A 13,268-nucleotide genomic window follows, 5' to 3' on the forward strand; every position below is an offset into this window, starting at 1 on the left:
CTCATGATCGGGTAATCAATAGAATTATAAAAACATAATCATCACGACAGTTTCATACATGATTTTACATATTTAATGTATTCCTGATGACTTTTATAGATATATTTAATATCCTATTGAATCCATACCTTTGTATCAGGTGAAGATGAAGTTTTTTCTGTTGGGACGTCAGACGTCAAATCCTATTCTGAATCGCTTGCCGGCTATGTCTCATCTCTCTTCATTACCTGATGCAGTTGATGAGCCATCTTGCTTTATCCTCAATCTGGATGATCCGGTGCAGCAGGATCAGTTATTGGTACAGATCAGGAAGCACCCCCGCTGGTTTGCTTTTCCGGTTTTCACCGTTCAGCCAAGTCAGCTGTCTGCGTATTTATCGGATGGCAATATCCCGGATGATCTCCAGATCAGGATAGAACAATTTGCACAGCGATATCAGATATTAAAAGTTGATCCGGAAAAGGGGATCACCGAACGTTTACTGACCTATCTCTGGCTATGGCAGGGACGTTCGCTGAGTGCCAAGCCACACCCGGAGAGTGCCCGGCTGTATGATTATCCGCTGGCTGCGCTCTGGGTTGATCAGGATAACGAACTGTTCCCCTGGCTCCATTCGCTGGAACGTGAAGGACTCATCGAAGGAGCGACGCTGGTTGATCGGGTTCGTTATTGTTCTGTTTGTCACAGCGGCCATCTGAATTATGTCGAATCCTGCCCGGAATGCGGCAGTATTGATGTGGCGGCTGAATCGGCCTTGCATTGTTTTGCTTGCGGGCATGTTGCTACTCAGGCTGATTTTTTACACGCCGGGCATCTTTCCTGTCCTAATTGCCTGAGTCAGTTGCGGCATATTGGTGTGGATTACGATCGTCCGCTGGAAAACTATCGCTGCCATAGTTGTGATGCGTTATTTACAGATGGTGTCGTAAAGGTCCGCTGTCTGGAAAGCGGGCATGAGCAAACACCGGAACAGTTGATTATGCGTGCCATCCGGCATTACAAGCTGACAGACAGTGGTGTGATGTATATGCGTAATGGTGCGCTGCGGGATCTGATCCCGGAATGGGTTGGCGGTCACGTCGCAGAAGAACATTTTTACTGGTTATTGCTCTGGCAAAACAAACTCGCATTACGTCATCAGAACTCACATCTGGTCGTTGCACTTCGTTTTACTGAGTTAGGTGCTGTGATTTATCAATTGGGCGAGGCGGAGGCCATTACCCGTATTGATGCGCTGACTCAGCGTTTGCAGTCGGTAATGCGGCACACCGATGTTTGTTGCCACTACCGGGATGATGTGTTGCTGTTCTTTTTACCCAATACACCCGCGGATCACGAGAGTGTGATTACAAATAAACTCAAATCATTAGGTGAAGAGCAGATAACGCATAATCTGCAGCTTGATTTCAGACTGCGTGCTTTGCCTGATCCACAGTTAGATGATGATGCAGCAATCTGGATCCAGCAGTTACTCGGGGAATTTACTTCGTGAGTGAGCAACTGCTGATCATCAGTTATTTTTTTCTGCAGTTTAAACATACGTTATTATCGGATCTTTCGGCTGTTGCATTATTTCTGCCGATGTTTCTGATATTTGATGTGCCGCTGAGTCTGATGGTGCTATTGGGCATAGGCCACTGGTTCTGGCGTAAACATCATGAGCAGGAAAAACCGTATTACAGTCCGCTGGTTACCTGTGGGATCGCCTGTTACAGCGAAGGTGAGGATATAAAAAAGACCATTCTGACCCTGTGTGAACAGGTATACAGTGGTCATATTGAAATTATTGTTGTGGTTGATGGTGCCAGCATTAATAAAGCCACCTATCAGGCCGCGCTAGAATGCCGGGAGATCGTGGCGCGTTATGCTCGCCGGAAGTTAATCATTTTACCGAAATGGCAGCGTGGGGGACGGGTTTCGTCGTCGAATGCGGCGTTGAATATTGCGAAAGGCGAGTTGTTTTTCGCTTTAGATGCGGACACTTCATTTGATAATAATACGGTCAGTCAGATAGTGCAGGAATTTACCGATCCGAATGTTCCGGCTGTTGGCGGTTCATTACGGGTCAGAAATGACAACGTAAGTCTGGTTTCCCGTATGCAGGCTCTGGAATATATGATTTCATTGCAAGGGGCGAAAACCGGACTGGCAGAATGGAATGTAATCAATAATATTTCAGGTGCTTTTGGTGCATTCCGTACGAAATTTGTTCGGCAAATCGGCGGATGGGATACGCATTCGGGTGAAGATTTGGATATTACGTTACGTATCAAGCAGTATATGGCCAGACACCCCGAGTTAAGAATTCCTTTTGCGGCGCATGCCATGGGCTATACGGATGCGCCAACCACAGCCAAATCTTTGTTTATGCAAAGAATAAGATGGGATGGTGATCTTTGTTTCCTTTATCTCCGAAAACATAAGCAGGGGCTTTCTCCCCGGTTGTTAGGCTGGAAAAATTATATCTCGACTGTGTTATATGGTGTTGTTCAGAATATACTTCTGCCATATCTGGTCGTTTTTTATACCCTGTGGGTTTTCTTTAATTATCCTGCACAGGTCGTGTGTGCCGGATTTGCCATTCAGTATTTATGTTATTTGTTTTTTACTGTATTACATTTTCTGGTTTTTTTGATCGCTGTTTCCAAGCACCCGACAAAAGATATCCATTATTTTAAATGGTTACCGTTTTATCCGATATACGGTTTTATTATGCGCATAGTGAATGCCATTGCTGTATTAAATGAACAAATTCGACGTAGTCATGAAGAAAGTAACATGGCACCGTGGTGGGTGTTGAAAAGAGGAAAACGTTTCTGATATGAAAATTAAATTTCATCTCGATAAGCAAAAAAATCCTGCACAGCATGGCGGTGTAAAAATCAATTATGGTGCGGGAAAACGAATAGCATTTCGTTTGCGCTGGTATCTGATTTTGTTCTTAATTATAAGTCCGGTGCTTATTTTTGTCTGGTATATCACCAAAGACAAAGTAATTGTGGAATCGCCGGGTATTCTGACTACGGAGCCTTTAACTCTTCAAATGAGTCAGGACGCAGTTATATCTGCTGTAAATATCAAACAGGGACAGCATGTTAAGCAGGGGAATTTACTTATTTCTCTGGAAAAGCCAGCATTACAGGCTGAAATTAAACAACTGGAAGAGAACATTCAATCCTTAGATAAAACCTTGTCTGAAGAGTGGAATAAACAAGAGATATTATTAAAGCAAAAAGTGAGTGTTGCTGAGAGAGATCTGAAAGAAAAAAATGATTTATATCGGAAATATATGGGTTTTAATGAGCATGGTCTGCTGCAGCTTGAACAGTGGGCCAATGTAAGCCAGCTGAGAGTCAATGCGGAATTATTGCTGCTGGAAAGTAACCGTAATTTACATGCTTTAAATCAAGATAAAATCAGTGGTGGTGCAGCCCAGTATCTGAATGAACTGAAATTACGTTTACAACTCCTGAAAGCCAGACAAGCCGAATTACAGTTAATGGCGCCCATGGATGGTGAAGTTAAAGATGTGCTGGTACAGCAGGGTATGACTATCCAGAGTGGTGAGCCGCTGATGCTCTATGCTATCCGTTCACAGCCTGTGGTGATGGCTTATCTGACTCCGTCAGAGGTGCAGTTTTCCGGTATCGGACAGCAGGCCACAGTGACATTGCCCGGCGGTGAAACGATAGCGGCGACGGTCAGTGAACCGACTAAAATTACCGAGAAGGTACCGACACAGCTATCCGGCCCGTTTGATAACAACAAATCTGCATTAAAGGTGGTATTAAAACTGGAGCACATGCCGGCACAGGTCATTGAAGGTTTATCGGTATCGGTACGTTTTCATTACACCAAAAGCAATTTGTGGTCGCATATCCGCAATATATTCTGATGAGGTGGCCGGATAATTTCATATTTCACAACAATGTACGGAGACAATGATGCAGATACAAAAAAGATATGGATGGTTATGGCTGTTGGTTGTGTGGTGTTTCATGGGAACTGCGGCAGCTAAAACGCTGACGTTTGCCGGTGAGCAATGGGAAGTGAAAAACGGCATTGCAGCACCGGGACCCAATAACTGGAGTGAAGATAACGCGTGGGTGGATGAGCTCGGGCAGTTACATTTAAAGATCAGTTATCTGAACGGCACCTGGTACAGTGCGGAAGTTTATCAACTGACCAATAAAGGCTTTGGTAATTATGAATGGCATGTCAGTGGTCAGTTAGATCAATTTGATGAAAATGTCATTCTTGGTTTGTTTCATTACCAGGGCCCGGACGGACAGAATGAAATTGATATCGAAATGGCTAAGTGGGGCGATGCGTCCGCACCATTAGGTAATTTTACGGTTTATCCGGCTTCATCAACGCTGCCTCTGGTAACACAGACTTTTAATGTGAATCCGACCGGATTGGATACAATTCAACGTTATAGCTGGCGTAGTAATGCTGTTTGCTTCCAGATGTTTAATGATAACGGCAGTGATGAACCCGCACTCAGTGACAACATTGCCAGCTGGCAATTTGCACCGAAAAACTACAGGAAAGCGATCCCGCAGATAACGATGCCGCTGCATATCAACTTATGGTTACGACAGGGGTTGGCACCGACAAATGGTCAGGAAGTAGAAGTAGTTATTAAGCGGTTTAGTTTTACACCAAGCCAGGATGTACCGACTGACACAGCATCATGGTGCCAGTAGGTTATCGGTTTTAAGCCAGTACTTTCAGTGCTGCGTTGTAGTTTGGTTCGTGAGTAATTTCCATTCACCAGTTCTGCATGCAGCACTTTATCTTCTTCATCCAGCACCACCCCGGCACGGGCAGTCAGGCTAGTCAGAACGTGATTGGAATGAATGGTATTAATTGGTTGATATATATCAGCTGACGGCTTTGTTCCCATTCATAAGCTCGTTTATACAAACCTGAATTTGATTTCGGCCAGATCGCTTTGCCAGATAAAGCGCACTATCGGCTGCATTAATAGCAGAGTCTAAGTTTGAATTTGTTGATGATGTAGCAATACCAATACTAACGGTCACATGGATCTGGTTTCCTTGGGTGATTACTTCTCGGGATTCAATTTGCCGCCTGACTCGTTCCGCCCAGTTTCGCGCCTGCTGTAAATCACAATCGATTAATGCAACCACAAACTCTTCACCACCATAGCGAGTTTGTATGCAGATGGGGTGATTTGGCAATCAGTGTTCACATAGAAGAAATCAGAGATAGCCAGGACGTAAGCTCGGGTTAATCTGTCTACCACAAGGAAGGAAAGATAAATGATTCTGATTATTGAACATAGTTCGACAGATTTTGAGTTCGGGACACAGCGAAATTACCTGCTTCTGCAGGATGAAAGTGAGATCACGACGGAGTTACTTACAAAAGCAGAAATCGTTTTGCTGATCAACCCTGAATTCCGTCAATTGATTGAGGTGCGGCATACCCGATTCAGAATGAAAGATGTGTATGTTGCCCTGAATGAAAATTGTCCGGATGATGTTAGGTACTATGCGGAACGTTACGGGTACTGTCTACTGAGTTTTTCGTCTGCAAATGAAGCATATTTCATTAACTCCATACTGGCCGTTTTTCATGCTCGTATCAGTTTTGGTGCGGATGTAAATGATTTCAGAAAAATGATGGAGGGACCAGGTAGGGTTGAATACCGTCATGTGATGACACCGAGCCTAGAAGAAGAGATTGTACAGATAAAACCTGCACGGCAAACGACATCAATCCTGACGACATTGTTTTATAATGAGTCGTATTCATTTGATGCTATTGATCGGTTGTCTGTGAAGCTGAAAGAGCATTTTTCAACTGTAAACATCGTGTCTGTGTTTACGGAAAGTGAAGATCAGCCTGTGTCTTTAGGGTTGTTTCTGGCGATCGAATAATAAGCTGTTTAGTTGATAGTTACTGGTATCGGATAGGGATATAAAATGCAAGTCATCATTAATTAAGAGAAAATCGATCAAATTAACCGTCTACACGACATTCTGAAATCTGAAGGGTTCAGTGATGTCGTTCAGAAGCACAATGCTAAAAGAAGTAGTGATTGTTATACCTACATTACAAAAGAGCTGTTCAACGGGTTAACGATTATGATTTTTACCAGCCATGGGAATAAGGCTGAATTAAAAGTGGAATTGTCGGTCAGAGGAAAAAATCCAACATCCAAACGTGTTCTGGCGAATATAACGCATAAGGCGAATCAGCTGGTTCAAGAGCAACAGCTATCAGGTTTTGAGGCGCTGATCGTGGACTACATTCAACCGAAAAGTGAACGATATCGTCAGAGTTATGAGATCAATAAGGTTGTTTTTCAATCACCAGCAGGGGCAGTAGAGCCTGTTGGTACAACGCAGCCTTACTCAGGCTATTGCATGCAACTGGCAAAATATAACAAAGGATGCCAGGAGCGAGAGATTCCTTATGTAGTTGCTCAGTTGACGAGACTGCTTGAATTTCTGCGCTGAGTATAGAAGATTAATTTATCTGTCAGCGGGGCTCGTTTTGGTGCGTTCGCTGACAAAGATTGGCATGCACTAGTAAATCATTTCAAAGGACTTGATATAGCCCTCGTGAAACTTTGTTAAATATATGATGTTGGCCTGAGAAAGGATCTTTGTTCTTGTGGTTGTCACAAAAATCGCTTGGGAGAATGCTGCCCTCTGGGATTTCAGGATAATGGCGTTGGACCGTATCGATAATTTCTCTTGTTGATACCTCGCTACCTTTCGAGAATGTTCGAGTTATTGCATCGCGTATTTTATCTTTTCTATCCATTTTCTGGCTTCTCAATAAACATGGTTTGAGCTGCTCACGAATGAACGAAGAGCAGAATCGTAGTGTTAGCTGCTAGCCGTTAGAGTTTGACGAAAAGAATATCCAATTCTACTCAGACAGCACAGCGATTTATCTTCAGATACGAATAGGCTCTGTTTGAAAAAATTCATAACGACAGGATATTTCAAAATATGGTTTTTCCAAGCTTACGATCCACACTCTTCTTCAGAAGCAATTAATCTTCAAACTGCACCATATCCATGATTTTGCACATCGCTCTGGTGTGCAAAGTTTGGTATAACGAAGTAAGTTCTGTTTGGAGACTCAGCAACATATGGCGACTTCTTTAAATTTTGAATTGATCCGTGGTCACAATGAGAAGCTTGCGAACATTGGCATGTTGGCTGAGCAGATTTTATATCTCGATCCGGGAAGTGCGATCACTCGGCTAAGAGGGTTCGCGGAAGAAGTCACCAAAGAGATCTATGAAATCGACTGTTTGCCAAAACCGCCAACAGCCAATTTCATGGATTTATTGAAAAATGATGCCTTTGTGAATATCACGGAAAGCAGACTACGCGATCTGCTTCATTTCTTACGTAAAGAAGGCAACGATACCGCACATGGTGGCGATGGTTCTTTAGATAAAGCGTTTGCTGCGTTAGGTGTTGCTCATCAGTTGGGCCAATATATGGCCATCAACTATTATGGTTTTTTCCAGTCTGATTTATCTGCGCTTAGCTATCCACCTAAGCCGGGTAATTTAAACATTGCACAAAAAGAGCTCGAAAAATTACTGGAAGAGAACCAGGCTAAGCAAGAACAGCTCTCTCATGAGTTAGAAATGGAGCGTAAAGCTCGTCAGCATGCGGAGGCAACTGCTGAGAAACTGCAGGCTGCCAGAGTTCGAAGTCAGCAAACTGCAAACAGCTTGGCGTGGGATGAAAACCAAACCCGCAAGATGTTGATTGATACACAATTGGCAGCGGCAGGTTGGGATCTCTCAGACCCGGAACAAGTCGGCTTAGAAATCGAAGTTCTTCATCAACCAACAACGTCTGGCATTGGCTATGCGGACTATGTTTTATGGGGCGACGATGGTAATCCGTTGGCCGTAATTGAAGCGAAACGCTCACGCGAAACTATGCAAAAGGGGCGGGAACAGGCGCGTTATTACGCGGAAGGGCTGGCTAAACAGTTTAATTGCCCGATGCCTATCGTTTTCTATACCAACGGCTATGAGATCTGCATTTGGGATACCAAACAATACAACGCATATCGGCAGGTATTTGGTTTTTACTCCAAAGACAGCCTGATGTTTTTGCATTACCAGCATCAGCATAAAGAAAAAAATCTGGAAGTGCTAAACCCTGATCCCTCCATTGCGGGCCGCCCATATCAGATTGAAGCAATTAAATCGGTGACAAACCGCTTCCAAAATCAGCGCAGACAAACGCTGATTGTTCAGGCGACAGGCACCGGCAAAACTCGTGTATCAATTGCGCTAGTGGCATTGCTGTTAAAAGCGCGCTGGGTGAAGCGTGTTCTCTTTCTATGTGATCGCAAAGAACTCCGTCGTCAGGCTGATGACGCGTTCAAACTCCATTTAGCGTCAGAGCCACGCTGTGTTGTGGGTGAATCAAATCGGATTGATCAGTCAGCTCGTATATTTGTGGCTACGTATCCCGGCATGATGAACCGGTTCTCTCAGTTGGATGTAGGTTTTTTTGATCTCATCATTGCTGATGAATCGCACCGCAGTATCTACAACAAATACCGCGACATTTTCGATTACTTCGATGCTTTACAGGTGGGGCTTACCGCAACACCAGTGAAGTTTATTGCTCGTAACACCTTTGATCTTTTCGGCTGTGAAAACGGCGACCCGACCTTTAACTTTGATCTGGCGGAAGCAATTGCCCATGAACCGCGTTATCTGAATCCGTTCCGGGTTAAAGAGTTCACTACGGAATTCCTGCGCGATGGCATTCATTATAAAGATCTGACACCAGAACAGCGGGAACAGCTGGAAGAAGATCTGGGTGCAGAAGAAGCTCAGAACGTACACTTCAAAGGCAAAGAGATCGGCAAAAAGATCTTCAGTGCATCAACCGATTGCCAGATATTAGAAAACCTGATGACGAATGGCATCAAAGACGCCACTCAGTCGCTGGTGGGTAAAACTATTATTTTTGCCCAAAGTCAGGAACACGCGGAACATCTGGAATCGATGTTTGTAAAACTCTACCCGCAATATGGCACCAAGGTGTGCAAGGTCATCCATAACAAGGTTGATCGACCTGAAGCGCGAATTGATGAATTCAAGAGTCCGGATAATCCATTCCGCATCGCGATTTCAGTCGATATGTTAGATACCGGAATTGATGTGCCGGAAGTGGTCAATCTTGTCTTCGCTCGTCCGGTGAAGTCATGGGTGAAATTCTGGCAGATGATTGGCCGTGGCACTCGTTTATGTGAAAACTTGTTCGGGCCGGGTAAAGACAAAGAAGAGTTTTTAATTTTTGACCATTACGGAAACTTTAAATATTTTGATGAGGAATATACCGAAGCGGAAGTGGTGGCGAGCCGTTCGCTATTGCAAACGGTATTTGAAGCACGCCTGACGTTGGCTGATACCGCCATGAAGAAAACGTCAGTTAAAGCGTTTGAGTTGGCGGTAGCGTTATTGAAAGCCGATATCTGTGATTTACCCGAAGATGCTATTGCTGTGCGTCGTGAATTGCGGCTGGTGAAATTGCTACAAGAAAGCGACATGCTTAGTAGCATGGAAGCTTCAACACGCCATTCATTAGAGAAAATCATCGCGCCGTTGATGGGTTCTCGTCCGTTGAAAGACATGGATGCCTCGTTATTTGATCGTTTGATCGCTGAATTGCAAACCGCGCATTTACTGGCCAGCAGTGAGCTAGAAAACCTGAAAGCGGAACTGATTGCTGCGGTGCAAAATCTGGCGGTGACTATCAATGACGTGCGCCTGAAAGCCGATGAAATGGAAGCAGTGCAAAGCTACGATTACTGGGCCAATTTATCGGTAGCGCGATTAGAGCAAACCCGGCTTGAGTTGCGAGCTATCATGAAGTTCAAAAAACGTAGCGTTGGGCCGGGTTATACCACACCAGCCACCTCGACATTTGATGATGGGGCGCAAATCAATGAGCGTATTGTGACCCTAAATCCGAACGATGCTTATGTCTATCGGAAACGCCTGAAAGAGATCCTGGATGCCATGCTGGAGAAAAACCCGGTGCTGCAGAAGATCTACAAAAATGTGCCGGTGACAGAAGATGAGCTGACCTCACTGACATCAACGGTGCTAACGCAATATCCGGGTGTTGACCCGCGAGTATTAAACGAGTTTTACGGTCGCTCACCGCAACAATTGAATATTACGTTGTGTCAGTTGGTCGGTTTAGATGCCAAAGAGGTGGATAAATGTTTCACTGACTTTTTGCAAAAAGCACAATTAACCTATCAGCAAACACAATATCTGAATCAGTTAAAAATCTTTATCGGCCGTTATGGGCGTATTCAGTTGGCTGAATTATACGAAGGCCCGTTTAAACATATTTCGAACGGTGATGGCCTTGAGATTTTTGATGAAACGCATATTGAACAACTAACACAGCTCATGCAGCCGTTCCTGTTACCAAATAATCCAGTTATCAGTCCGTTGATGAAAGCCTGAGCGAACGGAGTTTGTAAACTTACGAATTTCGTTTTGCTCGGTATAATCGGCATCATTGCAGCAAGCACTTCATTTAAGAGAACACTATGTTAACTGGCCAACTCCGTAACGATATCGACAGCCTGTGGGAAAAGTTCTGGACGGGTGGTGTCACCAATCCGCTGGTGGTCATCGAGCAAATCAGTTATCTGATGTTTTCGCGCATGCTGGATATTCAAGAAACACAGGCTGAAAAAAAAGCACAACGCACAAACTGCCCATTCCAGCATCTGTTTCCTGATTCGCCGGAAGGCCAGTTATTGCGCTGGCAGAATTACAAAAACATGTCGGGTAAAGAGTTATTACCGCACCTGCGTGACAAGGTGTTTCCGTATTTTGCGAATGTAGAATTAGCCGGTTCTGATATTGCACAGTTTATGGCTACCGCGGATTTACAGATCCGCAGTGAAGCGGTGATCACAGCGGCGGTGGAAATGGTCGATAAGCTGCCGCTTGATAAAAGCGATGTGAAAGGCGATATCTACGAATATCTACTGAGTAAGCTCTCGTCTGCAGGCATCAACGGTCAGTTCAGAACCCCGCGCCATATCATTGATATGATGATTGAAATGATCGACGTGCAACCAACAGAAACGGTCTGCGACCCTGCTTGTGGTACGGCAGGTTTCTTGGCTCGCACGATGGAATATTTAACCCGCAAATACTCCAGCCCTGAATCAATCTATAAAGATGAAGATGGGAACCCGGTTTATTCGGGTGATTTATTGGCTCCATATTCTGAACACATTAATAAAGAGATGTTCTGGGGCTTAGATTTCGACAGCACCATGCTGCGTGTTTCTGCGATGAATATGATGTTGCATGGTGTCAGTAATGCACATATCACCTATCAGGACAGCCTCAACAAATCTTTTGTCGGTAAACCGCAGGAAGAAAACTACTTCGATAAAATTCTGGCCAATCCACCGTTTAAAGGCAGCCTGGATGAAACCTCGGTGAATCCGTATGTGCTGAAAAAGGTGAAAACCAAGAAAACAGAATTGCTGTTTGTGGCGCTGATTTTACGCATGCTGAAACTCGGTGGCCGCAGCGCCACTATCGTGCCTGATGGTGTGTTGTTTGGTAGCTCATCGGCGCATAAAGACCTACGCAAAGAGCTGATTGAAAATAACCAGCTCGAAGCCATGATCTCACTGCCCAGTGGCGTGTTTAAGCCGTATGCCGGTGTTTCAACTGGCATTCTGATTTTCACCAAAGGCGGCAGCACCGATCGCGTGTTTCTATATGACATGAAAGATGATGGCTATTCGCTCGATGATAAACGCATTAAGAAGGATCATGATGGCGATATTCCTGATGTGATTGCTAAGTGGAAACGTTATACCGCGCTGTATGAGAAAAATGATGTTGCCACTATCGAAGCGGAGTTTTCTGACAAAACTAAGCCTGCATTTACGGTGTCAATCGATGAGCTGAAAGCCCAGAACTATGACTTGTCGCTAAACCGTTATAAAGAAGTGGTGTATCAGGAAGAAAGCTACGAAAACCCAAAAGTGATTTTAGGCAAGCTGAAAGCGTTAGAGAATGAAATTCTGGCAGACCTGAATGCGCTGGAGGGGATGCTATGAGTTGGCCAATCGTAAAACTACATGATATTTGTAGACCAAGACAAAGGAAAACAATAGCAGCAAGTAGCTTGCTTGATTCTGGTTATTCTGTTTACGGCGCAAATGGGAAAATTGGATATTATTCTGAGTTCACTCATGAATTCCCTACATTGATGATCACTTGCCGAGGGGCAACCTGTGGTAATGTTCATATTTCAGAGCCGCGATCTTATATCAATGGCAACGCAATGGCTATTGATGATATCGATCCTCTCATTGTTGATCTCAAATATCTATATTACTTTTTTTTGAAGAGAGGATTTGAAGATGTGATTTCAGGTTCTGCACAACCTCAAATTACAGGCCAAGGTCTGACGAAAGTTGAAATCCCTCTTCCCCCATTAGAAGAGCAAAAACGCATTGCCGCGATTCTCGATAAAGCCGATGCCATTCGCCAAAAACGCCAGCAAGCCATTGAGTTGGCAGACGAATTTCTGCGTAGTGTGTTTTTGGATATGTTCGGCGACCCAGTGACGAATCTGAAGGGGTGGGAGGTTGAATCATTATCATCGCTAATTCATGTTCAGGGTGGATATGCATTTAAAAGTGCTGATTTCGGCACAGAAGGTATACCAGTAGTTAAAATTGGAAATGCAAACAAAAAAGGCTTTACTGCTGAAAGTATAGATTTTGTACAGCCAACACACCCTGAAAAACTAAAACAATATGAGCTGTTTTCCGGTGATTTATTAATGAGTTTGACTGGGACAGTCGGGAAAGATGACTATGGAAATATCACGGAAGTAACCGAAGAATATAATAAGTATTATTTGAATCAACGTGTGGCAAAAATATCTATCAAATCCAAGAAAATAAATAAAGAGTATTTAAAATACTGTCTATCTCATCAGGCCATGAAAAATGAGTTAATTAAAAACAACCGAGGAGTCCGACAGGCTAATATTAGTAATTCTGATATATATCAGTTAGTGGTTCCTGTTCCTGAATTAAATGATCAAGATTTTTTTTGTGATATTGTGAAGAACATTGAAAAACAAAAAAACAGATTGGAAGGTTTTTATGTTGAATCAAATGAACTTTTTGCGTCTTTAAGTGCTGAGTTATTTTCATGAATAAAGATTGAAGGTTGTTAA

The 13,268-nt window shown here is 43.8% G+C and carries 11 protein-coding genes; 9 read left to right on the forward strand and 2 right to left on the reverse strand.

From position 1 onward, the window contains the following. Positions 1 to 145: 145 nt before the first annotated feature. The 4 genes from TOLA_RS05880 (at position 146) to TOLA_RS05895 (ending at position 4,709) form a co-directional block, all read left to right on the forward strand. Complete coding sequence (locus TOLA_RS05880) at positions 146 to 1,492, forward strand: TackOD1 domain-containing metal-binding protein (protein ID WP_012729370.1); 1,347 nt, start codon at positions 146 to 148, stop codon at positions 1,490 to 1,492. Beyond that, a complete protein-coding gene (locus TOLA_RS05885; protein ID WP_012729371.1) occupies positions 1,489 to 2,820 on the forward strand; it encodes a glycosyltransferase family 2 protein in 1,332 nt (443 codons plus the stop codon). Before TOLA_RS05880 ends, TOLA_RS05885 begins: the two co-directional genes overlap by 4 nt. A 1-nt stretch (position 2,821) precedes the next feature. Further along, complete coding sequence (locus TOLA_RS05890) at positions 2,822 to 3,895, forward strand: HlyD family secretion protein (RefSeq protein ID WP_012729372.1); 1,074 nt, start codon at positions 2,822 to 2,824, stop codon at positions 3,893 to 3,895. A 103-nt stretch (positions 3,896 to 3,998) separates the two neighbouring features. Further along, on the forward strand, positions 3,999 to 4,709 hold the full coding sequence (locus tag TOLA_RS05895; RefSeq protein ID WP_245534228.1) for a LamG domain-containing protein: 711 nt from the start codon (positions 3,999 to 4,001) through the stop codon (positions 4,707 to 4,709). 177 nt (positions 4,710 to 4,886) lie between these two features. Here TOLA_RS05895 and TOLA_RS16455 read toward each other — a convergent pair whose 3' ends face one another. Further along, positions 4,887 to 5,207, reverse strand: a complete 321-nt coding sequence (locus TOLA_RS16455; RefSeq protein WP_083757731.1) for a GGDEF domain-containing protein — start codon at positions 5,205 to 5,207, stop codon at positions 4,887 to 4,889. A gap of 81 nt (positions 5,208 to 5,288) precedes the next feature. Here TOLA_RS16455 and TOLA_RS05900 point away from each other — a divergent pair, with 81 nt between their 5' ends. Next, entirely contained in the window at positions 5,289 to 5,909 is a 621-nt protein-coding gene (locus TOLA_RS05900; RefSeq protein WP_012729374.1) for a hypothetical protein, read from the forward strand. A gap of 207 nt (positions 5,910 to 6,116) precedes the next feature. Further along, positions 6,117 to 6,491 (forward strand): hypothetical protein, encoded by a 375-nt coding sequence (locus tag TOLA_RS05905; RefSeq protein ID WP_012729375.1) that lies wholly within the window; start codon positions 6,117 to 6,119, stop codon positions 6,489 to 6,491. A gap of 82 nt (positions 6,492 to 6,573) precedes the next feature. Here TOLA_RS05905 and TOLA_RS17065 read toward each other — a convergent pair whose 3' ends face one another. Continuing rightward, positions 6,574 to 6,801 carry a DUF7669 domain-containing protein gene (locus TOLA_RS17065; protein ID WP_425358051.1) on the reverse strand — a complete coding sequence of 76 codons (228 nt, stop codon included), beginning with the start codon at positions 6,799 to 6,801 and terminating at the stop codon, positions 6,574 to 6,576. Between the two features lie 334 nt (positions 6,802 to 7,135). Between TOLA_RS17065 and TOLA_RS05910 the strand changes: the two genes are divergently transcribed. From TOLA_RS05910 to TOLA_RS05920, 3 genes are all read left to right on the forward strand, one after another. Then, positions 7,136 to 10,507 carry a DEAD/DEAH box helicase family protein gene (locus TOLA_RS05910; RefSeq protein WP_012729376.1) on the forward strand — a complete coding sequence of 1,124 codons (3,372 nt, stop codon included), beginning with the start codon at positions 7,136 to 7,138 and terminating at the stop codon, positions 10,505 to 10,507. A gap of 86 nt (positions 10,508 to 10,593) precedes the next feature. Then, complete coding sequence (locus TOLA_RS05915; protein WP_012729377.1) at positions 10,594 to 12,135, forward strand: class I SAM-dependent DNA methyltransferase; 1,542 nt, start codon at positions 10,594 to 10,596, stop codon at positions 12,133 to 12,135. Next, complete coding sequence (locus TOLA_RS05920; RefSeq protein WP_012729378.1) at positions 12,132 to 13,247, forward strand: restriction endonuclease subunit S; 1,116 nt, start codon at positions 12,132 to 12,134, stop codon at positions 13,245 to 13,247. The genes TOLA_RS05915 and TOLA_RS05920 overlap by 4 nt, the downstream gene beginning before the upstream one ends. The last annotated feature ends 21 nt before the right edge of the window (positions 13,248 to 13,268 follow it).

It is taken from the genome of Tolumonas auensis DSM 9187 (assembly GCF_000023065.1).
GTDB classification, from domain to species: domain Bacteria; phylum Pseudomonadota; class Gammaproteobacteria; order Enterobacterales; family Aeromonadaceae; genus Tolumonas; species Tolumonas auensis.